Annotated in this window: 32 protein-coding genes and 1 tRNA gene; 26 read left to right on the top strand and 7 right to left on the bottom strand. The window is 64.6% G+C overall.

Annotated elements, in window-relative coordinates:
• Nucleotides 1-679 precede the first annotated feature (679 nt).
• Nucleotides 680-838 carry a hypothetical protein gene (locus H536_RS24425; RefSeq protein WP_155898491.1) on the top strand — a complete coding sequence of 53 codons (159 nt, stop codon included), beginning with the start codon at nt 680-682 and terminating at the stop codon, nt 836-838.
• 337 nt (nt 839-1,175) lie between these two features.
• Here the strand turns inward: H536_RS24425 and H536_RS24430 are convergent, their stop codons facing one another.
• Both H536_RS24430 and H536_RS0113815 read right to left on the bottom strand, forming a co-directional pair.
• On the bottom strand, nt 1,176-1,601 hold the full coding sequence (locus H536_RS24430) for a hypothetical protein (RefSeq protein ID WP_155898492.1): 426 nt from the start codon (nt 1,599-1,601) through the stop codon (nt 1,176-1,178).
• Between the two features lie 214 nt (nt 1,602-1,815).
• Nucleotides 1,816-2,067: a hypothetical protein gene (locus H536_RS0113815; protein ID WP_156421799.1), complete on the bottom strand. Its 252-nt coding sequence runs from the start codon at nt 2,065-2,067 to the stop codon at nt 1,816-1,818.
• A 163-nt stretch (nt 2,068-2,230) separates the two neighbouring features.
• Between H536_RS0113815 and H536_RS0113820 the strand changes: the two genes are divergently transcribed.
• Nucleotides 2,231-2,497 (top strand): hypothetical protein, encoded by a 267-nt coding sequence (locus H536_RS0113820; protein ID WP_155898493.1) that lies wholly within the window; start codon nt 2,231-2,233, stop codon nt 2,495-2,497.
• Here the strand turns inward: H536_RS0113820 and H536_RS0113825 are convergent.
• Nucleotides 2,494-3,171 carry a hypothetical protein gene (locus H536_RS0113825; RefSeq protein WP_024351040.1) on the bottom strand — a complete coding sequence of 226 codons (678 nt, stop codon included), beginning with the start codon at nt 3,169-3,171 and terminating at the stop codon, nt 2,494-2,496. The two genes, H536_RS0113820 and H536_RS0113825, sit on opposite strands and share 4 nt — an antisense overlap.
• Before the next feature lie 45 nt (nt 3,172-3,216).
• Here H536_RS0113825 and H536_RS0113830 point away from each other — a divergent pair, with 45 nt between their 5' ends.
• The 15 genes from H536_RS0113830 to H536_RS0113910 all read left to right on the top strand — a co-directional run bounded on the left by H536_RS0113830 (nt 3,217) and on the right by H536_RS0113910 (nt 10,063).
• Nucleotides 3,217-3,405, top strand: a complete 189-nt coding sequence (locus tag H536_RS0113830; protein ID WP_155898494.1) for a hypothetical protein — start codon at nt 3,217-3,219, stop codon at nt 3,403-3,405.
• A 239-nt stretch (nt 3,406-3,644) separates the two neighbouring features.
• Nucleotides 3,645-4,034: a hypothetical protein gene (locus H536_RS0113840; protein ID WP_155898495.1), complete on the top strand. Its 390-nt coding sequence runs from the start codon at nt 3,645-3,647 to the stop codon at nt 4,032-4,034.
• Nucleotides 4,031-4,510, top strand: coding sequence for a helix-turn-helix domain-containing protein (locus H536_RS0113845; protein WP_024351043.1), 480 nt, complete (start codon nt 4,031-4,033; stop codon nt 4,508-4,510). The genes H536_RS0113840 and H536_RS0113845 overlap by 4 nt, the downstream gene beginning before the upstream one ends.
• Nucleotides 4,507-4,758: a helix-turn-helix domain-containing protein gene (locus H536_RS0113850; protein WP_024351044.1), complete on the top strand. Its 252-nt coding sequence runs from the start codon at nt 4,507-4,509 to the stop codon at nt 4,756-4,758. Before H536_RS0113845 ends, H536_RS0113850 begins: the two co-directional genes overlap by 4 nt.
• A 66-nt stretch (nt 4,759-4,824) precedes the next feature.
• Nucleotides 4,825-5,061 carry a hypothetical protein gene (locus tag H536_RS0113855; protein WP_024351045.1) on the top strand — a complete coding sequence of 79 codons (237 nt, stop codon included), beginning with the start codon at nt 4,825-4,827 and terminating at the stop codon, nt 5,059-5,061.
• Nucleotides 5,058-5,951 (top strand): 3'-5' exonuclease family protein, encoded by an 894-nt coding sequence (locus H536_RS0113860; protein WP_024351046.1) that lies wholly within the window; start codon nt 5,058-5,060, stop codon nt 5,949-5,951. The genes H536_RS0113855 and H536_RS0113860 overlap by 4 nt, the downstream gene beginning before the upstream one ends.
• Nucleotides 5,952-6,150: 199 nt before the next feature.
• Complete coding sequence (locus H536_RS0113870) at nt 6,151-6,372, top strand: hypothetical protein (RefSeq protein WP_024351048.1); 222 nt, start codon at nt 6,151-6,153, stop codon at nt 6,370-6,372.
• The gene (locus tag H536_RS22665) at nt 6,369-6,575 is read left to right on the top strand and encodes a helix-turn-helix domain-containing protein (RefSeq protein WP_024351049.1); all 207 of its coding nucleotides are present in this window, start codon (nt 6,369-6,371) and stop codon (nt 6,573-6,575) included. Before H536_RS0113870 ends, H536_RS22665 begins: the two co-directional genes overlap by 4 nt.
• 27 nt (nt 6,576-6,602) lie before the next feature.
• Nucleotides 6,603-6,893, top strand: coding sequence for a hypothetical protein (locus H536_RS0113880; protein WP_024351050.1), 291 nt, complete (start codon nt 6,603-6,605; stop codon nt 6,891-6,893).
• Between the two features lie 129 nt (nt 6,894-7,022).
• Nucleotides 7,023-7,325, top strand: a complete 303-nt coding sequence (locus tag H536_RS0113885; RefSeq protein WP_024351051.1) for a hypothetical protein — start codon at nt 7,023-7,025, stop codon at nt 7,323-7,325.
• A complete protein-coding gene (locus tag H536_RS0113890; protein ID WP_024351052.1) occupies nt 7,322-7,663 on the top strand; it encodes a hypothetical protein in 342 nt (113 codons plus the stop codon). The genes H536_RS0113885 and H536_RS0113890 overlap by 4 nt, the downstream gene beginning before the upstream one ends.
• A complete protein-coding gene (locus H536_RS0113895) occupies nt 7,663-8,004 on the top strand; it encodes a hypothetical protein (protein WP_024351053.1) in 342 nt (113 codons plus the stop codon). The genes H536_RS0113890 and H536_RS0113895 overlap by 1 nt, the downstream gene beginning before the upstream one ends.
• Nucleotides 8,004-8,192, top strand: a complete 189-nt coding sequence (locus tag H536_RS0113900) for a hypothetical protein (protein WP_024351054.1) — start codon at nt 8,004-8,006, stop codon at nt 8,190-8,192. The genes H536_RS0113895 and H536_RS0113900 overlap by 1 nt, the downstream gene beginning before the upstream one ends.
• Before the next feature lie 3 nt (nt 8,193-8,195).
• Entirely contained in the window at nt 8,196-9,458 is a 1,263-nt protein-coding gene (locus tag H536_RS24780) for an HAD domain-containing protein (RefSeq protein ID WP_024351055.1), read from the top strand.
• On the top strand, nt 9,458-10,063 hold the full coding sequence (locus H536_RS0113910) for a hypothetical protein (protein ID WP_024351056.1): 606 nt from the start codon (nt 9,458-9,460) through the stop codon (nt 10,061-10,063). The genes H536_RS24780 and H536_RS0113910 overlap by 1 nt, the downstream gene beginning before the upstream one ends.
• On the opposite strand, the gene H536_RS0113915 is transcribed toward H536_RS0113910, so the two are convergent.
• On the bottom strand, nt 10,041-10,535 hold the full coding sequence (locus tag H536_RS0113915; protein ID WP_244877512.1) for a very short patch repair endonuclease: 495 nt from the start codon (nt 10,533-10,535) through the stop codon (nt 10,041-10,043). The two genes, H536_RS0113910 and H536_RS0113915, sit on opposite strands and share 23 nt — an antisense overlap.
• On the opposite strand from H536_RS0113915, the gene H536_RS0113920 reads away from it, so the two are divergent.
• From H536_RS0113920 to H536_RS0113935, 5 genes are all read left to right on the top strand, one after another.
• On the top strand, nt 10,534-11,721 hold the full coding sequence (locus tag H536_RS0113920; protein WP_024351058.1) for a DNA cytosine methyltransferase: 1,188 nt from the start codon (nt 10,534-10,536) through the stop codon (nt 11,719-11,721). The two genes, H536_RS0113915 and H536_RS0113920, sit on opposite strands and share 2 nt — an antisense overlap.
• Entirely contained in the window at nt 11,672-12,547 is an 876-nt protein-coding gene (locus H536_RS0113925) for a hypothetical protein (RefSeq protein WP_244495441.1), read from the top strand. The genes H536_RS0113920 and H536_RS0113925 overlap by 50 nt, the downstream gene beginning before the upstream one ends.
• On the top strand, nt 12,547-13,140 hold the full coding sequence (locus tag H536_RS0113930; RefSeq protein WP_024351060.1) for a GIY-YIG nuclease family protein: 594 nt from the start codon (nt 12,547-12,549) through the stop codon (nt 13,138-13,140). The genes H536_RS0113925 and H536_RS0113930 overlap by 1 nt, the downstream gene beginning before the upstream one ends.
• A gap of 183 nt (nt 13,141-13,323) precedes the next feature.
• Entirely contained in the window at nt 13,324-13,731 is a 408-nt protein-coding gene (locus H536_RS24785) for a MerR family transcriptional regulator (RefSeq protein ID WP_024351061.1), read from the top strand.
• Between the two features lie 65 nt (nt 13,732-13,796).
• Nucleotides 13,797-14,693 (top strand): site-specific integrase, encoded by an 897-nt coding sequence (locus H536_RS0113935; protein ID WP_024351062.1) that lies wholly within the window; start codon nt 13,797-13,799, stop codon nt 14,691-14,693.
• 89 nt (nt 14,694-14,782) lie between these two features.
• Here H536_RS0113935 and H536_RS0113940 read toward each other — a convergent pair.
• Nucleotides 14,783-14,857 (bottom strand) — tRNA-Val (locus H536_RS0113940).
• Nucleotides 14,858-14,928: 71 nt separating this feature from the next.
• On the bottom strand, nt 14,929-15,627 hold the full coding sequence (locus H536_RS0113945; protein ID WP_035695020.1) for an HAD-IA family hydrolase: 699 nt from the start codon (nt 15,625-15,627) through the stop codon (nt 14,929-14,931).
• Nucleotides 15,628-15,799: 172 nt separating this feature from the next.
• Between H536_RS0113945 and rpiA the strand changes: the two genes are divergently transcribed.
• From rpiA to gor, 3 genes are all read left to right on the top strand, one after another.
• On the top strand, nt 15,800-16,495 hold the full coding sequence (gene rpiA, locus H536_RS0113950) for a ribose-5-phosphate isomerase RpiA (protein ID WP_024351064.1): 696 nt from the start codon (nt 15,800-15,802) through the stop codon (nt 16,493-16,495).
• Between the two features lie 126 nt (nt 16,496-16,621).
• Nucleotides 16,622-17,200: a DUF2059 domain-containing protein gene (locus tag H536_RS22670; protein ID WP_024351065.1), complete on the top strand. Its 579-nt coding sequence runs from the start codon at nt 16,622-16,624 to the stop codon at nt 17,198-17,200.
• A 181-nt stretch (nt 17,201-17,381) separates the two neighbouring features.
• Nucleotides 17,382-18,782, top strand: a complete 1,401-nt coding sequence (gor, locus tag H536_RS0113960) for a glutathione-disulfide reductase (protein ID WP_024351066.1) — start codon at nt 17,382-17,384, stop codon at nt 18,780-18,782.
• Between the two features lie 10 nt (nt 18,783-18,792).
• Here gor and H536_RS0113965 read toward each other — a convergent pair whose 3' ends face one another.
• Complete coding sequence (locus H536_RS0113965; RefSeq protein WP_024351067.1) at nt 18,793-19,707, bottom strand: alpha/beta hydrolase family protein; 915 nt, start codon at nt 19,705-19,707, stop codon at nt 18,793-18,795.
• A gap of 134 nt (nt 19,708-19,841) precedes the next feature.
• Between H536_RS0113965 and H536_RS0113970 the strand changes: the two genes are divergently transcribed.
• Nucleotides 19,842-20,486, top strand: coding sequence for a gamma-glutamylcyclotransferase family protein (locus H536_RS0113970; RefSeq protein WP_024351068.1), 645 nt, complete (start codon nt 19,842-19,844; stop codon nt 20,484-20,486).
• Nucleotides 20,487-20,569: the final 83 nt, after the last annotated feature.

The raw sequence follows: 20,569 nt of genomic DNA on the forward strand, positions 1-20,569 counted from the left end.
ATGTCCCCCGTCTCAGCCTCCGCCACGGTAGAGTGGTAGGCGCACCCTGGGCTCGCCGGAGGCGAGACCAACTGTCAGAATCAAGAATCATAGATAGGTATTAGTCATCTACTACTCCGTAGTAGATAAATCCCGTACGCGCGTATGTCGCATCGCTTAAGTGATCGGATGGCAGCTTCGAGGCGTTTCGGTCGATCCCGTCAGCTATAGGTGATCGCATGGTCATCCGATCTCTTAAGTCATCTGCCACGTCACCCCGTATCCCTGCATCGGCATACCCCGTATTTGCTCCAAATCCTCCATCCACGACCATTCCCGAAGATGGTGCAGCCCCTGCGCCACAGGGGTTCTTGGAGCACGATGGAGCGTCCAAATCGGCATCCATCCGTCCAACGGCGGCGGTCCAACCATGGACGGCGAAAAACGCCACTTTAGAGGCTCTCTAAACAACGAATTTGGACGCTCCATCCGTCCATCGTCGTCGATGGAAATCCCGTTGGAGAAACCCAGTAATTGTAGGGGCTGATGGAGGGTCATGGAGCGTCCAAATGACCTCCATCGCGCCATCCATTCTCCATTTAATGGACGTCCATTTCGTTGGACGGTTGGACGCCAAAATGGACGATGGGGAACGATCGCCCCGTCCTCGGCCTTCCCTCCCGAGAAAGAGGAGGTAGGCATGCCAGAAGAACGCAGGAAATGGGATGGCGACGAGCCGGCTGCTGCCGACACGGACGACAAGGAACAGGACCAGAGGAAGAAGGACGGCAAGAGCGGTGTCCCTGATTTCGACCGGTCGGCGACGGACCCCGACGTGATCAAACACGACGGCCCCTGACCGGTCGGGTGACCCCGAGAATCAAGGAGGCCGCCCAGGGGAGACCGGGCGGCTTCTGCATCTCGTCGATGTCATCTGGCGTCATTCGGTCGACGGCGTCCTCGCCCTGACCCAGGCGATGGTCGCCGCCTGGTCCGCCGGCCGCCCGTCGAGTCCCGGGTCGCCGGAGTCGATGCGACGCCACAAATCCGCCAGGACTTGCAGATCCCGTTCGACCACCGGCCTGTGACCCGATGCTTTCTGCCTCACGGTATTGTGGTCTCTACCGAGAACCTCGCCGACTTCTGCCTGGGTCAGGCCACACAGCGATATCAATGACCGAAAGAGTATCAGTGGATCAGGCGTTGTCATCGCCACCCTCGGCCGCCGCCGGCACCCGGCTCGCGGTGTCATAGACCGCCTCGCGAGGACGAGGGACCACCACGCCACTTGCGATGGCCCGACGGACTGCTTCGCGGGCCTTGGTCAGGCGGTTCGCGACCTCGCCATGACGATCAACCCACGCTTCGAACGCCGCATCGTCAGGATAGCCGGGCGTTGGGATCTGCAATCCATCCTCGAGATAGGTGATCGAGGCGCGGAAGACACGACCGGCGGCCGGATCGTGCACCATCGCTTCCAGCGTCGGCCGGCACCGATCGTCTTTGCCAGTGACGGTCGTGAGAGTAGCTGCGGACACGAACCGGCCGTCGCCGATCGCGGCCCGTCCCCCGGTGAGATTTAAGTCGCCGCGAGTGGCTGCAAGGACATTGTGTGATGGCATCGATCATCTCCTTTCGTCGCTGATGAAAAAGGCCCCCGGCAAGGGGTTGCCGAGGGCCTGGGCTGGTTCAACGAACGCGAGGGGCGGTAGGCCTCATCGCCAGTGCTCTCCGTCGCGTCTGACGCTACACTCCAACATTTTGTGACGGGTGTCAAGTGCTATCTCGTGTCACCCCGTGCGTCGGACTAACGTAGCGGTCGGCAGGGTTGTGGTGTCACACCGTATCCATCCGGGTCGCCTCCAAATCCCGCCACATGGCTTTCTCACTCAGTGCGGCACGGACACATCGCCCGTCCTGATGATCGCCGATCCGCCGGCCGACCGCCTGGCGGGCATCGCGACCGCGCACCCCCTTCCGCTTCAGACCCGCAACGGCCGCATCGACGGTCTCCGTGATAAGACTACCGGCATCCAGCGTCATGCCAGGAGCCTCACTCAGGACATGGAAGAGCGCTTCCAGAATCATCCTGTCGACCAGCCGCGGGTCAGGCCGGCCTGGATTCTGCTGCCGCCACCTCTCCGTCCTGGCTGCGGCGTCCGCCCGGCGCTGGGAAGGGGATTTCCTCTTTATCGAATTGTTCATGATTTCATGCTCCGATGTGGGCACACACGGCGATGGAGGCCTGGGAATGCGTAATTTCATCCACGGAATGGAAGCAGGGATTTTCTCGGCGCTGGTCGGTGCCGCGAATGCGACCGGGAGCCGTCAGCGGCAGCCGGAGCGCATCCGTGTCATCCGCCAGACTTCGCGTGGCAGCATCGACCGCCTGATCGCAGCCCTGCGGAGCGAGACCACGCGCGCAAACGACCTGGCCGACGAGAACGAGGTCCTGCGCCGGCGACTGGCCGCGGCGAACCGGGCGGCACTGACCGCACTGCAGTCCAGCAAGCGCTAGATTCCATAGTCGTCGATCTCGTCTTCCGGCACGCCGGCCCGACGCTGCGCCTCGACCCACAGCGCACGGCGATCGATCAGGTGGATGTCGTCCCTTTCGACTGCCTCGTCGACCAGCTCGCAGTAGTGATCCCAAGTAGTCCAGCCGCGTGTCCTCTCCGCCTCCCGCATCGCCTCGAGCCGTTCCTGGGCGGCTGCTAGATCGATGTTTTGGTACGACGGCAGGCACTGCAGCTCGCGGTGTCCGGACAGGTGACCTAGCAGCGTTGCCTCCGGCATATGCCGGATCGTGCGCCTGTCGCCATCCGTCAGGCTCCGGACCCAAGGCAGGATCCAAGTGCTGTCGTGGGTTTCGTCGAAGAAGGCATCGTCGAGTTCCCGCCCGTCGTCGATGAGGTCGCAGGCCTGCTTCACGAGTCTGGTCAGCGCCGCATGCGCGATAGCCGTTTGCCGGGCCGACCTCTCTCTGTCTCGTTGATCGTCAGTGAGGGAAGACACCGCCATCGCCTCCTTGGCGTCCGGCACCTCGACAATCTCAGTGTCGAATTCTGGTGCGGGGCCACCGAACACCGACCTCCAGATCCATTCGACACCGCCGGCGACCGCGACCGGAACGAGCACTGTCGCCCGCAGTGCCCTCATGATCGCCTTGAGGAAACTCCCGATCTTTCCCATTCCTACCTCCGAATTTATTCCAGTTTTCTAATGAAGTCCCGGATCTTGACATCCCAGATCGTGAAGTCCGCTTATGAAAGCCGCAACGGGGAGTATGACGAAAAAAAAGTTTGCTTGCTCTCAGCCCCAATGTTTGTTGAGCCGGTGAGCATAGAGGCGCTCAAAAAGGCGGGTCAAAAGGAGATCGTCTTAAGGCGTGCTATTGAACCGGCCAGCGAATCAGGCAATCTGTGAATACAACATTCACGATAGCGAGCGGCGCGCGTAGCGATGACGACAGAAAACGACAGCAATCAGAACACCGAAAAGGACGCCAAGAAGGGCGATGGCGAGCGTCCGTCGCCCCGGCGGCCGGCGTTCCTCGATGACGCACCAACTCTGACGCAGACAGCGCATGCGATCGGCAATCTCATGATGAAGCGTCGCGAAAAGCGCGGTTGGTGATCTCGGGTAAGGCGAAGAGAGGCCTGGAGATGAAAACAGCATTCGGAAAAGCACACGCGTCTGTCAGAGCGGGGCGCGGCATGACTGCAAACGACTGGGAAGCCGAAACCGGGATCGGGAAGCGCAGCTTGTTCTTCGCCGAGTCGGGGAAGACGCCAGTGACGATCGATCTCGTCACCGCACTCGTCGAGCCTTGCGTCCTCACCATCGAAGAGCGCTGCCGACTGGCTCATGGGTGGGCCGAGGCCGGTGCTGACGGCCACCCCGTCCGTTACGAAGTCCGCCCTGGCAGCACCGCGGGGCACAAGGCAGCGGCGATGATCGCGACCTTCGCCAACGAACTCGATGATTTGGATTGGGACAACATTCGTTTCGCGATCATCGACATCGTTACGAAGTCGAATGAGGTGGTGGCATGATGACCCCGATCAAAGTCGAATGGACACCTGAACTCGACGAAGAGCTGCGCCGCCTCGCTGCCACGGGAGCGTCTCCGGCGGCAATCGGCAAAGCGCTCGGCATCTCGTCGCTGGCGGCGTCGACACGGATGAGCCGTATCCGGGTCCGCCCGCATCTCACTTGGAATCAGCGCGACCGCATTGCCGAACTCCACCGCCAGGGCTGGCGAGTTTCCAGAATCTCGCGGCAGGTCGGCCTCGACGAGGACGTCATCGTGCAGCAGATCGAGATTGCTGCCGCCGGACTGGATCTCAAGAGCGACACTCGATGGACAGATGAGGACGACGCCCTGATCAAAGAGCTGGTCGAAGAGGGCGCTACATCGCGTCAGATCGCAGCGATGCTCTACCGGACGCCCTCTGCTGTAGATAACCGGCGCGCCGCGATCGGTGCTGTGTCGCCCTGGAGCCGGGCGGGCAGAAGGTCGGCAGCATGACTCCTCGCGACCGCACTCTGCAGCTGCTGGCGCCCGTCGCAGCTGATCACGGCATCGACACCCGGACCCTGCTCTCCCGCCGCGGGCGCAAGCTGCACTACCCAGCCCGGCAGCAGGCATACCTCCGCCTCCGGTCTCTCGGCTGGTCGTACGAAAAGATCGCCAGGCTTTTTCAGCGCGATCACTCGACGATCTGCTGCGCGATCCGCGTCCGTCCATCCGTCCGCCGGCTGCAGGAAGCCGCCTGATTATCAATCACAGCATTCCATTACCGGTAAGGCAGAGAGCCGGCCGGGGCGAAGAAAGGCCGACAAATGAACGATTTTCGAGACATCGCTACCGCGCCGCGGGACGGCACATACATCGAAGTGCTGGCCAACGGGGAAGGGCCGTTCGAAATGAGGTGGGACCCGGCATTCCGTAATTTCATCGTAGGCACTCACCGCGGAATGTGGGTCGCCCGGGGCAATCTGTTCACTTGGGATGAGAGCCGGGGATTCGGGCCGACGCATTGGCGCGAAATCGCTGCTGACCAGGAGCTGGCAGCATGATCGACGACAAACTTTTCTTCGATCTCGAGACCCTTCCCACGCTCGACCCCGACATCATCGCCGACATCACCGCCGGGGTGACGCATCCGGCGACGATGAAGAAGCCCGAGACGATCGCGGCCTGGGAAGCCAACGAAAAGCCGGCCGCCATCCTCGAGGTGGTCCGCAAAACCAGCCTGGACGGCGGCCTCGGACGGCTTGCATCGATCTGTTGGGCGAAAGCGGACGGGGAAGTTGTCGGCTCCCACACTGCTGGCCCGGCCGGCTGGGACATCGAGATCGAACGCGAGCTGATTTCGGGATTCTTCGCCGAAGCCGACAGCTTCTACAAAGAGGTCGCAGGCGCGGTCCTGACGGGACACAATATCCTTGGTTTCGACCTGAGATGGCTCTGGAAGCGAGCAATCGTCCTCGGCATCCCCGTCCCCCACTGGTGGCCGATCCACGCCAGGCCTTGGAGCCCCGAAGTCTTCGATACGATGACCGCCTGGGAAGGGCCGACGAAGTTCATCTCTCAAGACCGCCTGGGACGCATCCTCGGCCTCGGTGGCAAAGCGGACATCGATGGCTCCCAGGTCGCGGAAATCTGGGACGCTGGCAGGTACGACGACATCCTCACCTACAACGCCGACGACGTCTCGAAATGCCGCAAAATGTGGGCGCGCATTACTCAACACGATGGCCCGATCGAGCCGGCCATCGAGGCGCCTATTGCGGTCGAGGAGAAGCCTGTGCCGGTGAAGGAGTCGGCCAGATTCTTGGACGACGACGAGATCGAAGCCGAGGAGGCCGCCCAGGTCGAGGTGGCGATCGCCGCGCCGGTGGAGAAGCCGACGAGGAAGGGACGGGTGGTGCCCCGGTTCTTGCGGGAACGGGGGCTCGCGGCATGAAGATGCGGAACGCACTGAAGTCTTCGACGGCAGCGATCAACATCCACCACCTTCAGAATCCCGCTCCGGCCGGGATGGCCCGTCTCCGATATTCCGACGGCGAGGTCTTGGACGTCCCGGTCAGGGACGGCGTTGTCTTGGTCCCTCGCGATGGGGATGTGGAGATCACGTACGATGTTCGGGGACGGGGGCTCGCGGCATGAACATCCAGCACATCATGGCCTGCCGCTGCGGCCGGGAAGAGACCGTCGATGCCGACCAGATGAATGTTGGCGCAGTCTGGCGATGCCCAGCATGCGGCGAATACACCGCCCGCGTCAGGGCTCGGGACGGGCGGACGGAGTGGGTCGTCCTCGACACCGGATACGCGGATTGGCTGCGGCTCTGCGATGAACCCGAAGACGAAGAGGAGGCCGCATGACCGCCGCCGGCGTCCGCAACCTCCTCCGCCAGGCCTGCGCCGACGCCGGATCGCAGCAGTCCTGGGCTCGGGAACACGGCGTCTCGCCCCAGTACGTGGGCGACGTTATCCTTGGCCGCCGCGATCCCGGCGACAGGATCCTCGACGGTCTCGGCCTCCGCCGGGTCGTCACTTACCGCCCCATCGAAACTGCCGACCGATAGACGGCGGCGAAACCCAAGGAGAGAAGCATGCCACGCTACGCGACAGGAACTGCAGAGGCCGGCTCGGGCTACGAACTCTACGACATTAGCGACCACGCGAATGACAGGGCGGCAATCGCTGCGTTCGAAGCCAACATGAAGGAGCAGCGCCCCGATCTCCGTCTCGCCAAGACGGACCCGAACGACCTCGAGGTCTACGATTGCGTCGCTCGGGTCACCGACGATCTTCCGCTCGATGCCGAGACGATCACCGATGACGACATCGTCGAGCTGGTGGAGACGTACGATGTGCGGGCCATCGACGAAGCCGCCGCCTGACCCAACCTCCCAGATCGCTCCGATCGCTTGCAGCTTTCATGCGATCTGGGAAACTGACAACGCACATGCCGAAACCGCGGGCGACGAAGGCCCCTGGGCGGCACAGATCAGACAGGAGAAGGAATCCTTATGACCACCGAAACGAAGCCCCTGGCCGAAGCCGAGATCGCTTCCCGCCTCGACGCCCGCGAGATCGAACTCGTCGAGGAGGATATCCAGCACACCTTCGGCAAGCTGGGCACGATCTCCCGCGCCAATGATCCCACTGGCGGAGTCTGCGGCTGGTTTGTTGCCAATGGCCACCTCTTCATCCCGCAGAAACTCCTGCCGGTGGACGGCACTCTCGATACTGAGAGCGAGTGCCACAGCGAGCACAGGTGGTCGATGCTCCTAACCCTCCGGTCCGCGTATAATGCCGGGAAGGCGGCATGACCGGCTTCCTCTATCTCGCCACCGCCCACCTCGTCGTCGGCGCCGTCGCCACGGCCATCTGTCAGAAGACGAAGACCGATTTGGTGTTCGCGATGATCCTCGCGATCGGGTGGCCGGCCTTCCTCGGGCTCGCCACGATCGCCGCGGGCATCTTCATCGCTGGCTACCCGATTTACTGGCTGACTTGCCAGCTCATCGGCATCCGTCCGACGACGCCTCGGGAGATCCGGTCGGACGTCATGCGGTTCCTGCGCTCCGGAGGGCCGGAAGCCAAGGTGGTAGGCGGACATCAGCCGAAGGGCGGTCCTGCGCCCCTTTATCCAGTAAAGAGGGCATAATGAGCGACATCATCCCCGACACCTCTGCAGCATCGATGGTCGACGAACTCCGGAAGAGGGGCGTCGAATTCCCTTTGGGAGGCTTCTCACCGGGGCGGTACAACGTCGTGTGCAGGAGCTGCGCTCGCAGATTCAATGGGGACAAGCGATCGTATCAGTGCCTGCCGTGCGCCGTGGTGAAGTCGATCGCCGCCGCCGGCGAGATCAACGACCACTACAAGGAAGGTCGGCGCGACGGGTATCGCCAGGCGGTCGCGGATCTTCTTGATCGTGGGCGGCAGAGGTTCGGCGAGGCCGGGGACACCGAGACCGGCGGCGCGTCGGCGGGGAGGGCTGCCTGATGGCGATGAAGCGAAGGGAGCCGACGCCCCTGAACCCTCGCATCCGTGATCTGGACAACAGGATCGCAGCAACGAAGGACGGGCTCATCGCTGCGTTCGAAACCGTCCAGCGCGGGCAGGAGAAGCTCGCCCGGTTCGAAGCCGAACGCCAACATCTCATGGAAACTCGACAGGCGAAGGAGGCCTGACACATGGCACACAAGAAGCTGATCTGCCTCGATTTCGACGGCGTCCTTCATTCCTACAGCAGTGGCTGGCAGGGCTGCGACAAGATCGCCGACGGCCCGGTGCCGGGCGCGATGGCGTTCCTGCGCCGCCTCGTCGAGGACGGTCGGTTCGACGTCGTGGTTCATTCTTCGAGGTGCTCCGATCCGGCGGGGATCGAGGCGATCAAGAAGTGGCTCGCGAAGCACATCATGGGGTCGGCACCGAGCCGGATCGACGGCGACTTCCTCGTCCAGGACGGAGAATTCGACAGTCGGGCGATCTTCGAGGCCATCCGGGTCGTCGACAAGAAGCCGCCGGCCGTCGTCACCATCGACGATCGGGCGATCATGTTCGACGGGACGTGGCCGGCCTTGGATAGGCTAGCGGCCTTCCTGCCGTGGAACAAAAGAACCGGTGCTCAACGCCGACGGGCCGACGACCGGGATAAGGCGGCGTCCGATGAGGAGATCAGGGACGCGACGCTGGCGGTGTTCGGTCTCGAAGATCAGGACAGATCGCACACGCCCGAAGAGATGGCTCGCGCCATCCTCGATGCCTTTCTCGGAACGGGCGGCTTCGAAGCTTTCGATGACGACCGGGTCAAACAGAGCGAAGAATGGCTCATCGAGGAAGCCGAAGTCCGTCTCGACGAATATACGCTTGGACGGACCATCATCGACGGGAAGCCGGGGTGGAACGTGTCCTCGGGGTTCGTCGTCAAGTTCCTTCCAGTCGAGATCGCTACGGCGTCGCCCGATGCGATCCCGGATTTCGTAGAAGCGATCGAGAAAGAGCTGTCGCCGCCGATCGCCGACGTGGTGGAGGACGGCGCGATGTATCGGCAGGCGTTCGCCAAGGCCGAGGAGAGGGTGGCGGCCAGGCGCGAGATCGACAGGCTGCGGGCGGTGATCGACCGGGCCGGCGCTCTTGCGGCACAGAATGCGTCCGCGGAAATGATCCGGTCGGCGCTGGCCGAGGGGTGCGTGGCCGATACCAAGGCTGAGGAAGAGACGCCGACCGAGATGGGATGGGGTACTATCTCGGTCGATCAGAGGCGCGCCCTCAATATGATGGACCATGCCGTCGAACTCGCCAACTGGGCTGGCGTCTCGATGCCGGACCTGGATCGCTACAACCGATGCAGCAATGCCCTCTGGTCGGTGGTCAATCGTCTGCGGGGCGAGGACGAGGCTGCGGACCTACTCGAGAAGGAGGTCAACGAGCTGGTCAAGAAGGATGCCGCCTGATGGCCGACATCTACGAACTCCGCCTCCTGCCGGCGCAGTCCGACTCCGGCTACCTCGACGCCGATCGCGAGGCATGCGACCGCCCTGTCATCGTCGATCCGCTGGCCTGGTCCCGGGACGGCGACATCTACCCCGACGATGGCATCGTCCTGGCCGGTGCCGGCCGGCGGTTTCGCCCATTCCACCAGCCGGGAAGCAATCTCCGAACATGGCAGGCGGTCTGTCGTGGCAAGAACGGCGCTGAGGCGAAGCGGAATATCGCTTACCTCGACATCGCATCCGCGCATGCATGGACGTGGGACGCTTCCGGCATCAGGGTCTACGATGCCCTCGAATGGGGCTGGGTCCACTACAAGCGAAGGTCGACGGATTCCGGCCGGAACTACGGCGTCGTCGTCGAAGTCAGCGATGACCGGCTGGTGGTGTGGGAGCACGACACACTGGCGCAGGCGGTGAAGGCGTCGATCCGAGGTCAGGTCGCGGCACAGGTGAACGAGCATGCGATCCCGGTTCGGCGGCGGGCCTGGGAGGAGGAGAGGGCGCTGGGGCCGGTAGTGGAGGCTGATGAGGGTGACCTGGACGCTATCGAAGCTTTGTTCGACTGATGATGTCCTGCACGAATTCCGCGAGCTGGCCCGGCTTCGTCTCGCACTCCCAGACGATCCGGACGTCCCACCCCAGGTCACGCAAGGCGGTCTCGTTGGCGATATCCCGGGCCACGTTCCGCTCGAACTTCGGCACCCAGTATTCCTGCCTGGTCGCCGGCATCCGGGCACGCCGGCACCCTTCGTGCCGATGCCAGAAGCAGCCGTGGACGAAGATCGCGATACGGCGGGACGGCAGGACGATGTCCGGCTTGCCCGGCAGGTCGGCCCGGTGCAGCCGGTACCGAAGGCCGGCGGCCCAGAGCGCCTTCCGGACCGCGATCTCGGGCGTGGTGTCCTTGGAACCGACACGCCGCATGATTTCGCTGCGCGATGGCAACGGGTCATGAATCTTTTCCTGAAATGCTTTCATCACAACGAACGTGGCGTATCTTCCAATGAAAACGAATCGTAAACGCAGGATGCCCCGCATGTCGCACAAGCCGACCTTCTATGAGTTCTTCGCCGGGGCGGGGATGGCCCGGGCCGGACTCGGCGATGGCTGGCAGTGCACCTTCGCGAACGACTTCGACGCCCGCAAGGGCATGACGTACCAGCACAACTGGGGCGCCGAGAACGAGCTGTTCGTCGGCGACGTGCGGTCAGTCAGTCCTGACCTACTGCCTGGCGAGGCCGATCTCGCCTGGGCATCCTTCCCTTGCCAGGACCTCTCTCTCGCCGGCGGCGGCGCTGGCCTTCGGGGCGAGCGTTCCGGGACCTTCTATCCGTTCTGGGAGAAGATGAACCTGCTCCGGGCCGAGGGTCGGGCACCCCGGGTCGTCGCCCTGGAGAACGTCGTCGGCACCTTGACCTCGCACGGCGGCAAGGACTTCGAGGCGATCTGCGAGACATTCGCTGCGGCGGGATATCGCTACGGCGCGGTCGTCATCGACGCATCGCTCTTCGTGCCCCAGTCGCGGCCCCGGCTGTTCGTTGTGGGCGTCCGGGAAGATATCGAGATCGATCCTTCGCTGACGTCGCCCGTGCCCGTCGGCCCCTTCCACACGAAGAAGATCGTCTCGTCGCAGTCGCTGCTGTCCGGCGAAGCTGCCGACCGCTGGATCTGGTGGAACCTGCCGACGCCGCCGATCCGCTCATCGACCTTCGCCGACCTCATCGAGGACGAGCCGGCCGACGTGCCGTGGCACACCGTGGAGGAGACGGCCAAGCTGCTGCGGATGATGTCCGCAGGCAATGCGGCCAAGATGGATGCCGCGAGGCGCTCCGGGCGTCGGATGGTCGGCGGCGTCTACAAGCGCACCCGCCTCGACGAGAACGGAGTGAAGGTCCAGCGCGCCGAGATCCGGTTCGACGACGTGTCGGGATGCCTGCGGACGCCGGCCGGCGGATCTAGCCGTCAGGTCATCGTCGTCGTCGATGGCGATCTGGTGCGGTCGCGGCTGATCTCGTCGCGGGAAACGGCGCGACTGATGGGGCTTCCCGACAGCTACCGGTTGCCGAAGCGGTACAACGAGGCTTATCACCTGACCGGTGACGGAGTCGCGGTTCCCGTCGTCAGGCATCTCGCCAGGCACCTCTTCGAACCGCTGTTGAATGCGGAGGCCGGTGTTGCCGCCAAGCGTGAAGCCCCCATCGATACCCTGCGAGCGCAACGCTAGGCTCGGAAAGCTGATCGAGGAATTCTCGGAAGTCCTGAAGACGGAATCCCACAACCTGGGCAGCCACGGCCTGGACGAGAAGGACTTCTATCAGGGCGGGCTGTTCCGTGGGGCGATCGAACGCATCCGCGGGCAGTTCTCGGCGACGATGCGGGAGAAGCGGGATTTCGTCCAACGCGTCCTGAACCACATGCAGGACACCCACCACATCCAGGACTGGGAATCGGCGGGCGAGGCGAACCGGCACGATTACGTCGTCACCCTGAACAACGGACGGAAGTCGGCAATCGAGCTGAAGGGCTGTCTGGACGGCAACAACACGAACATTTTCGAGCGGCCACCGCACGTCCAGGAGTTCATCCTGTGGTCCGTCTGCTCGAACCAGGGGGCGGATCCCCGCCACAACGCCTGGTCGGGAATTCATACGAGACTCGGGGCCGAGATCGTCTCCAGGAACCAGGTGGTCGACGGGCTGATCATCTGGGACTGGCTTTGCGGGACCATCAGTCGCCCGTGTCCGAAGGCCGCGAACGGGGCTCCGCTGACCCAGGTGGGGCCGTTCGAATTGCCGCCCCCGTGCATCTACCTCTTCCCCGGCACCATCCCCAGCCCACGGAACAATCCTGCTCCGGCCCCGCAGGGCATCGAGGACGTCGGCATCCTGAAGGCGTTCCACGAATGCTTTGGCGGATCTGACGCCTACCTTCATTCCGTCGCCTTCGAAGTCGCATACACGGGCGCGGAGCTGACGCGGACGACGACCGTCAAGCGAGGCGGGATCGTCGTGCAGCGGAACGATCGTCCCACGCCGTTGCAGAGATCGTAGTGGCCAAGGCCGCATCCGCCGTTCCAGCGATCGCCTACCGGGCGAAGGCGCTCAAGAACCTGACGAACCAGATCGGCGTCTACATCCTCGCGGACCTGGACAACGTGCCGATCTATGTCGGTCAGTCCACCGACGGCATCCGCGCCCGCGTCAATCGCCATCTGACGTCTGCCAGGTCGGATATTATCGGGAACCGGCAGCTGGACGTATGGGAAGTCGCCTACGTCTGGGCGTTCCCTGTCAGCGCCAGGAGCGAGATCGGTCCGCTGGAAAGCAGGCTGATCCATCACTACGACCCGAAGTCACAGCTGGTGAACGGCACGACTCCGGTGAAGACCAAGAGCGCAGGCGACGTCCCTACGCCGTCTCAGGTCGTTCAGGTCTTGTCAGACGACGATCTGAAGGAGCGGCTAGATCCCGCCCAACGCCTTCCTCGACAGGCGAACCACTACGCCAGGATCGTCGATCATTTTCTGACGGTCAAAAGCTCGAAGCAGATCGCCCGGGCCATGGACGCGCACTTCGATCGGCTGAAGAAGTACCACGCCAGCCTCCTGGGCAAGGCGACCGATGACGGGGCTACCGAGGACTGAGGGGTTTCGACCCAGCCGCACCCCTGTTTTGCACAACCTTTCGACCCAACATCGACGAAACCTTGGGTCGAAACATCGGATTTCAGGGTCGAAAGTTCAGGCCGCGATCCGCAAGTCCCCGATTTCTTAACCTTATGATGCTGCCGCAGTTGCGACTTTCCTGACGATGAGGAAACTGGAGGCATGGCACGATTCGAATTGATCGTCGGGATCGAGAAACTCCCGAATCTCCAGGACATCGCTGATCTCGAGGACGCTGGTCTCGACGAGCCGGTGAAGCTCGCCATGGCGCCGTATCTGCCGGAGATCGGCATGGCCTGGAGCGAGAAGGTCCTGCGGGGCGCGATCAACCGAGGCGAGTTGCCGGCCGAGCGGATCGGGCGAACCATCTTCGTCACCCGTCGCGGCATCATTGAGTGGAGAAATACATGCCGCGTCCGGCCAAGCCCGCCCATCTCTGGCTCATGCCCGAAAAGCGAAACGATGACGGCACGATCCGGCAGCACGCCACTTGGTACATCAAAGACGGCGGACGCCGCACTAGCACGGGCTGCCGCGTTGCGGATGTTCGAGGCGCCGAGCAGGCCCTAGAGGACTATCTCCTCGAGCGACGGTCGAAGGCCAAGCCAGTCCTGAAGCGGACGTCCGAGGAGTGTTTGATCCCGGACGTCCTGGTCCACTATTTCAAGCACAAGGGCGATGTCGCTCGCCCGAACGAACTGGCCGCCCGGCTGCGCTTCCTGACAGAGTTCTGGGGCGACAAGACGCTGGCCGACATCAGCCGGGCGACGTGCGCTGAGTACGTCGAGCATCGGGGTTCCGAAAGTGCGGCCCGGCGTGAACTGGAAGACCTGCGATCGGCCGTCAATATGTACGCCGCGGACGCCTTGTGCCGTGATCACGTCAAGGTGTCGCTGCCAAACCCGTCCGAGGCGAGGGTTGATTATTTCACCCGTGATCAGGCTGCTGCGTTGATCTGGTACCTCTACCGGACCCGAGTGCGTCAGGGGAACAAGGATACGAAGGCATATGCCTTGCGGCATATCGTGCCGTTCGTGTTGATGGCGATCTACACAGGGACGCGCTCAAAGCGGGTCTGGCAGGCATCGTTCCATCGGGAAGAGGGGCTGCCGTGGATCGATGTCGACGACGGCGTCTTCTACCGCGCCGCGCAGGGGGAGAAGGTCTCACCGACGAAACGGGCCGGATCCGTCCGAATCCCGCCTCGGCTTCTTTTGCATCTCCGCCGGTGGGCAAAGTCCAGGAACTACCTCGTCCAGTACCGAGGGAAACCCTCCGATCCGAAGCAGGCGTTGTCGAGGGCAATGATCGCGGTGTTCGGCCCCGATCACCCGTTCGTCCGGCATACGTTCAGACACACTGCGGCGACCTGGCTGATGTGGACGGGCGGGGATATCGGCGAGATCGCGCATTTCCTGTCGATGTCTCGTGAGACGCTGATCAAGGTCTACGGGCACCACCATCCCGACGCCAATAAAGAGGTCGGGGAGATGTTCACCCGGCAGGCAGGACGACGGAAAAAGGTGGCGTGAAGGTCATCGCCGGGCACGTTTCCGTCGTCGTAACGGTCGTCGTGGATTTTGGGTGACTGGTACCAGAGGCCGCAAACCCCTGCTGTGTATGGTGGGCGCGACAGGGATTGAACCTGTGACCCCCTCGGTGTGAACGAGGTGCTCTCCCGCTGAGCTACGCGCCCCAGCCGGCGCGGTGAGCCGCGTCGGGGACGCCGCGATATAGTGCCGCTTCTTGGCCCGCGTCAACCGCCATTCACGGCTTCGTTCGCGTTGCCTCACCCGCATTGGCGACGAGCCGTTCCACGAGGCCGATATCGAGGCTGGCATAATCCTCGATGATGACGCTGGCGCGGGCTCTTGCCGCCGCGTCCGGCGCATAGCCGAAATCCACCAGCACCGAGGGCACGCCCGCGGCCACCGCGGTGTCGATGTCGGTCACCGTGTCGCCGACCATCACCGACAGGTCGGAGCGCCCGCCGGCCAGCGCGATCGTCTCGCGGAGATGCAGCGGGTCGGGCTTGCGCCGGGCAAATGTGTCGGCGCCGCAGATCGCGGCGAAGCGATCGGCGACGGCCAGCGCATTCAGCAGCAGGCCGGCGAGCCGCTCGTATTTGTTGGTGCAGACCGCCAGCCGCATGCCGGCGGCTTCCAGCCGGTCCATCGATTCGAGGACGCCGGGAAACAGCCGCGACTGGTCGGCGATATGGTCCTGGTAATAGGCGATGAAGCGCGTCACCTGATCGCGCATCTCGGCCTCGCCGAGGTCGCGGCCGTCGCGGCGATAGGCCTCGCGCAGCATCACCTTGGCGCCATGGCCGGCATGCGGGCGCACGACGTCGAGCGGCATCGGCGCCATGCCCGCGGCGGCGAGGCAATGGTTGAGGCTCGCGGCGAGATCGGGGGCGGTGTCGACGAGCGTGCCGTCGAGGTCGAAGACGGCGATGCCGGTCATGATCTGTCCTTGCGGGTGACGGGAACTGGCGCTGGCGCCGCGGATCGGCGTTTGCTTCGCAATCCGCGTCTGCAAGGTCAAGCCTGGCGGGCAGCCGGCCGGGCCGTGACATCGACAGTCCCGGCCGGACCGTCTAGACGCTTCGAAGGCGCAAGCGGAGGATTGAACGCCCATGACGGATTCGGCGACACTGAAGACCATGGCCGGCGAGGCTGCGCTGGCCCATGTCGAGGACGGCATGCGCCTCGGCATCGGCACCGGCTCGACTGCCGAAGCCTTCGTGCGGGTGCTCGCCGAGCGGGTCCGCGACGGCATGAAGATCGTCGGCGTGACGACCTCGAACCGCACCGAGGCGCTGTGCGCCGAGCTGGGCGTGCCGACCGAGACGCTGGAGACCGTGCCGGAGCTCGATCTCACCATCGACGGCGCCGACGAGGTCGACGCTTCGCTGCGGCTGATCAAGGGCGGGGGCGGGGCGCTCCTGCGCGAGAAGATCGTCGCGGCCGCGTCCGAGCGCTTCCTGGTGATCGCCGACGCCTCCAAGAAGGTCGAGACGCTGGGCGCCTTTCCGCTGCCGATCGAGATCAACGGTTTCGGCATGATCGCCACCTATCTGGCCATCCGCAAGGCGGCGGCCGGGCTCGGGCTGGAAGGCGTCATGATCCTGCGGCGCAGCGGCGACGAGCCCTTCATCACCGACAACGGCCACCTGATTCTCGACGCATCTTTTGGCCGCATTGGCGATCCAGAAGCCCTCTCGCAGGCATTGTTCGCGGTGCCCGGCGTGGTCGAGCACGGGCTGTTCCTCGGCATGGCGAACACCGTGATCCTGGCCGGGGACGACGGGCTGGAAACGCTCGAAGCCTGAGCAGGGCGGGCGCCTCGCGCCGTGCCTGCGACCGGCTTCCCCTTGCCAGCATGCTGCCAGTTCCAATACTCAAGCGCCGAACGCATCCGACCAGCGTCGGAGCGAACCGAACGGAGACAGACGTTCATGATGTTTAGTCGAGTGACACGCCAGGGCCGCATCGCAGCGGCCGCAGCGCTGCTTCTGGTGCTGCCGGCCAACGCCATCGCCCAGGAATACACCGAATCCCATCTCGCCGCGGCCCGCGACACGATCGAGGCCATCGACGCGACGGACCAGTTCGACAATATCCTGATGAATGCGGCGACGCAGACCAAGTCGGAGCTGATCCCGAACAATCCCGACATGGAAGAGAAGATCTCCGCCATGGTCGACGACCGGGCGCTGGCGCTTGCGTCGCGCCGGGCGGCGCTGGAGAACGAGGTCGCCCGCGTCTACGCCAAGCTGTTCACCGAGGAGGAGCTGCGCGCCATCGCCGATTTCTACCAGTCCGAGCCCGGCAAGAAGCTTCTGGCGCAGGGCCCGACGGCCACCCGCGAGATGATGGCGGCGGCGCAGGTCTGGAGCAACGGCATCGTCCGCGATCTGCGCCAAAGCGCCTTCCAGGGCATGAACGAGCTCTACGGCACCGCCGGCGACGCGCCGTTGAACGGCGAGGCCCAGGCGCCGATCGAGCCGATGACGCCGGCCGACGCCGCGCAGTAAAGATGCGGCGGCACGGAAGGGCGGGGTCGGCCGGAGCGGCCGTCCGTCATCGTGCCAATATGACGTCCGTCGATCCTGCGGCGCTCGCCGCACGCTTTGGCGACAGACGACGATGCGCCGCAAGCGCGACCGTTTCGACGGCGGTCCGGATGACGGCGGCGACAGCAGCGGGAGCGCCAGCGTGAGCGGCAACAGCTACGACTACGACCTCTTCGTCATCGGCGGCGGTTCGGGCGGCGTGCGCGCCGCACGCCGCGCGGCCATGCTCGGCAAGCGGGTCGCCATCGCCGAGGAATACCGCTTCGGCGGCACCTGCGTGATCCGCGGCTGCGTGCCCAAGAAGCTCTTCGTCTACGCCTCGCAATTCTCCGAGGCGCATGAGGATGCGGCCGGCTACGGCTGGTCCTTCGGCGAACGCTCCTTCGACTGGCCGACCCTGATGGCCAACAAGGATCGCGAGATCGAGCGGCTGGAAAACCTCTATGCGGCCAATGTCGCCAAGACCGGGGCGGAGATCTTCAACAGCCGCGCCGTGCTCGAGGGCCAGCACGAGATCCGGCTTCTGGCCGACGATCGTGTCGTCACCGCCGACCAGATCCTCATTGCCGTTGGCGGCCGGCCGAACCCGCATCCGGGCCTGCCCGGCGCCGAACACTGCATCACTTCCGAGGAAGCGTTCCACCTGACGGAGCTGCCGAAGTCGATCCTGATCCTGGGCGGCGGCTACATCGCGGTCGAATTCGCCAACATCTTCCACGGGCTCGATGTCGAGACGACGCTGGTCTATCGCGGCAAGGAAATCCTCAACAGTTTCGACGACGATCTGCGCCACGAGCTGCACCAGGCGATGGTCGACAAGGGGCTCAACGTCATCTGCCAGGATACGCTTGTGGAGGTGAAGCAGCTCGACGACGGCCGCATGGAGGCGCGCTGCGACAGCGGCGAAGTGCGGGTGGTTGACCAGGTGATGCTGGCCATCGGGCGCAAGGCGAACACCGAGAATCTCGGCTGCGAGGCGGCCGGCATCGAGCTCGATTCCCGCGGCGGCATCGTCGTCGACGATTATTCGCGTACCAGCGTCGACAATATCTGGGCCTTGGGCGACGTCACCCACCGGGTGCAGCTGACCCCGGTGGCGATCCACGAGGCCATGTGCTTCGTCGAGACGGCGTTCCGGAACAATCCGACGAAGCCGGACTATGCGACGATCCCGACGGCGGTGTTCTCGCAGCCCGAGATCGGCACGGTCGGGATCACCGAGGCCGAGGCCTGCAAGACCTATGACGAGATCGAGATCTACCGGACCTCGTTCCGGCCGATGAAGAACACGCTGTCGGGGCGCAGCGGCAAGATGATGATGAAACTGATCGTCGACGCGGCGTCCCGCAAGGTCGTCGGTGCCCACGTTCTCGGGGCGGATGCCGGCGAACTCAGCCAGGCGCTCGGCATCGCGCTGAAGGCGGGCGTCACCAAGGACCAGTTCGACGCGACCATGGCGGTGCATCCGACAGCCGCCGAGGAACTGGTGACCATGTACGAGCCGAGCTACCGGGTCCGCGGCGGCGAGAAGATCACCGGCTGAAGCGAGACCCTCAGGCCGGCGAGGGGGGCCGGACCGGCTCCACGCCGGTCAGCAGGTAGTCGGCCACGACCGGCCAGAGGCTCGCCTGCATGTCGCGCCGGAAGAAGCCGTTGTGGCCGATCGGGCCGCCAGCGTCGCGCGGCGACAGCCAGATCTCCGATAGCTCGGCATTCTCGAAGCGCTGGAGCAGCGCCCCGACGGCGGCCGGCGTGCCCCATGGATCGTCCTCGATCCCCACCGACAGCAATGGCAGCCGGACATCGGCGAAGCGGGCGGCTTCCGGAACGGCCGGATCGCCGAAGAAGAAATCGCGTCGGCGGCACCAGCGCGCCCAGTCGCGAAAGACCGGACCGGCCAGCGCCGTACCGAAGCCGATCGAACCGGGAATGCGACCGGTCAGCCGCGACATCGGCACGCCGAGAAGGTTCATCCGGGCGAACACCGACAGGGGCTCGCGGGTGCGCCCGTACCAGCCATTGAGCGAGGCGATCATCACGTACCGGTCGAACCGCGCCGAGAGGCCGCTGAGGCCGATGGCGAGCCCGCCGAAGGAATGGCCGATGCCGACGACCGGCCCGGGGCCGGCGGCCGCTTCCAGCGCGGCGAGGGCAGCCGGAAAGTCCTGCGTGCCCCAGTGCTGCATGCGGTATGCGGCGGCGCCCCGATCGCGGGCGGAAGCGCCGATGCCGCGATAATCATAGGTGAGAACGGCGCGGGCGCCCTGGTCGACCAGATGCTGGGCGAAGCCGCGATAGAAGCGGCGCTCGACCGCCGCAGCCGCCGAAATCAGCACGGCCGGTCCGTCGCCGGCCGGTTCGGCGCGAAACAGCGTCGCTGGCAGCGACACGCCATCGGCTGTCGTCAGGGTGAGGTCGCGCCCAGCAACGGGGCGGGCGGAGGCGGGAGCAGTCGCGGCGATATCCATGCCGCCAATGTGTCCAGTCTTCCGTTTACGTCAACGTTTAAATCGAGACGGGGCACACCGCACCGTCGGTCACACCGCCGCGACGAGGGGGCCGCCGCTCTTGATCTGCGCGCCCATTCCGTTAGAGCCGCGCCATGGATATTCACGACGATCACCCGGACCTGCCGCGGCTGGCCGCCGAGGGGCGGGTCGTCGCCTATTTCGGCTATGGCTCGCTGGTCAACCGGCGGACGCTGCGCACCAAGTTCCTCGGCATTCGCCGTGCCAGCGTAGCCGGCTGGCAGCGCTTCTGGCTGCCGCGCGACGCCGCCGCCGAGATGGCGCTCCTGTCGGTCAAGCCGAACGACACCCATGCCATCGACGGCGTCGTCGTTTACGATCTCGCCGACCATCTGCCGTCGGTGGACGAGCGCGAGGCCGGCTATGCCCGGCGGATCGTCGATTTGTCGAAGCTGACGGTGGACGGACCGCCCGTTGCCGACATTCCGATCTATATCTATGAGGCGCATCGCGGCGCGGCCGATGCCGGCGACCTGCAGGCCGCGATCCTGCAGAGCTATCTCGACGCGGTGATGCAGGGCTTCCGGACCCTTTACGGCGACGACGGCCTGCGCCGTTTCGTCGACGAGACCGAAGGCTTCGAGACCCGCGTGCTGCGCGACCGCGCCGCCCCGCGCTATCCGCGCCCGGTGACGCTGGAGCCCGGGGAACCCGAGCTCTTCGACCGGCTGGTCGCGGCACGCGGGGCCCGGCTGATCGATCCGGATCCGGCCATCTGACGCGGCGGAACCCGAGAAGGATGACAATTTCGGCCGGACATGCTTAAACGCGGCCCCGGCCGGAGCGGATGGTCAGATCGTGA

This window comes from Aurantimonas coralicida DSM 14790 (assembly GCF_000421645.1).
Taxonomy (GTDB): Bacteria; Pseudomonadota; Alphaproteobacteria; order Rhizobiales; family Rhizobiaceae; genus Aurantimonas; species Aurantimonas coralicida.

Excerpts from the sequence above, each read along its gene's own strand:
- H536_RS0113880 (WP_024351050.1), top strand. The coding sequence starts at position 6,603 with ATGCCACGCTACGCGACAGGAACTGCAGAGGCCGGCTCGGGCTACGAA.
- H536_RS0113895 (WP_024351053.1), top strand. The coding sequence starts at position 7,663 with ATGAGCGACATCATCCCCGACACCTCTGCAGCATCGATGGTCGACGAA.
- H536_RS0113860 (WP_024351046.1), top strand. The coding sequence starts at position 5,058 with ATGATCGACGACAAACTTTTCTTCGATCTCGAGACCCTTCCCACGCTC.
- H536_RS0113825 (WP_024351040.1), bottom strand. The coding sequence starts at position 3,171 with ATGGGAAAGATCGGGAGTTTCCTCAAGGCGATCATGAGGGCACTGCGG.
- H536_RS22665 (WP_024351049.1), top strand. The coding sequence starts at position 6,369 with ATGACCGCCGCCGGCGTCCGCAACCTCCTCCGCCAGGCCTGCGCCGAC.
- H536_RS0113900 (WP_024351054.1), top strand. The coding sequence starts at position 8,004 with ATGGCGATGAAGCGAAGGGAGCCGACGCCCCTGAACCCTCGCATCCGT.
- H536_RS0113815 (WP_156421799.1), bottom strand. The coding sequence starts at position 2,067 with ATGATTCTGGAAGCGCTCTTCCATGTCCTGAGTGAGGCTCCTGGCATG.
- H536_RS22670 (WP_024351065.1), top strand. The coding sequence starts at position 16,622 with ATGATGTTTAGTCGAGTGACACGCCAGGGCCGCATCGCAGCGGCCGCA.
- H536_RS0113820 (WP_155898493.1), top strand. The coding sequence starts at position 2,231 with ATGCGTAATTTCATCCACGGAATGGAAGCAGGGATTTTCTCGGCGCTG.
- H536_RS0113915 (WP_244877512.1), bottom strand. The coding sequence starts at position 10,535 with ATGCGGGGCATCCTGCGTTTACGATTCGTTTTCATTGGAAGATACGCC.
- H536_RS24425 (WP_155898491.1), top strand. The coding sequence starts at position 680 with ATGCCAGAAGAACGCAGGAAATGGGATGGCGACGAGCCGGCTGCTGCC.
- H536_RS24430 (WP_155898492.1), bottom strand. The coding sequence starts at position 1,601 with ATGCCATCACACAATGTCCTTGCAGCCACTCGCGGCGACTTAAATCTC.
- H536_RS24780 (WP_024351055.1), top strand. The coding sequence starts at position 8,196 with ATGGCACACAAGAAGCTGATCTGCCTCGATTTCGACGGCGTCCTTCAT.
- H536_RS0113845 (WP_024351043.1), top strand. The coding sequence starts at position 4,031 with ATGATGACCCCGATCAAAGTCGAATGGACACCTGAACTCGACGAAGAG.
- H536_RS0113890 (WP_024351052.1), top strand. The coding sequence starts at position 7,322 with ATGACCGGCTTCCTCTATCTCGCCACCGCCCACCTCGTCGTCGGCGCC.
- H536_RS0113855 (WP_024351045.1), top strand. The coding sequence starts at position 4,825 with ATGAACGATTTTCGAGACATCGCTACCGCGCCGCGGGACGGCACATAC.
- H536_RS0113920 (WP_024351058.1), top strand. The coding sequence starts at position 10,534 with ATGTCGCACAAGCCGACCTTCTATGAGTTCTTCGCCGGGGCGGGGATG.
- H536_RS0113870 (WP_024351048.1), top strand. The coding sequence starts at position 6,151 with ATGAACATCCAGCACATCATGGCCTGCCGCTGCGGCCGGGAAGAGACC.
- H536_RS0113910 (WP_024351056.1), top strand. The coding sequence starts at position 9,458 with ATGGCCGACATCTACGAACTCCGCCTCCTGCCGGCGCAGTCCGACTCC.
- rpiA (WP_024351064.1), top strand. The coding sequence starts at position 15,800 with ATGACGGATTCGGCGACACTGAAGACCATGGCCGGCGAGGCTGCGCTG.
- H536_RS0113850 (WP_024351044.1), top strand. The coding sequence starts at position 4,507 with ATGACTCCTCGCGACCGCACTCTGCAGCTGCTGGCGCCCGTCGCAGCT.
- H536_RS0113965 (WP_024351067.1), bottom strand. The coding sequence starts at position 19,707 with ATGGATATCGCCGCGACTGCTCCCGCCTCCGCCCGCCCCGTTGCTGGG.
- H536_RS24785 (WP_024351061.1), top strand. The coding sequence starts at position 13,324 with ATGGCACGATTCGAATTGATCGTCGGGATCGAGAAACTCCCGAATCTC.
- H536_RS0113970 (WP_024351068.1), top strand. The coding sequence starts at position 19,842 with ATGGATATTCACGACGATCACCCGGACCTGCCGCGGCTGGCCGCCGAG.
- H536_RS0113945 (WP_035695020.1), bottom strand. The coding sequence starts at position 15,627 with ATGACCGGCATCGCCGTCTTCGACCTCGACGGCACGCTCGTCGACACC.
- H536_RS0113885 (WP_024351051.1), top strand. The coding sequence starts at position 7,023 with ATGACCACCGAAACGAAGCCCCTGGCCGAAGCCGAGATCGCTTCCCGC.
- H536_RS0113840 (WP_155898495.1), top strand. The coding sequence starts at position 3,645 with ATGAAAACAGCATTCGGAAAAGCACACGCGTCTGTCAGAGCGGGGCGC.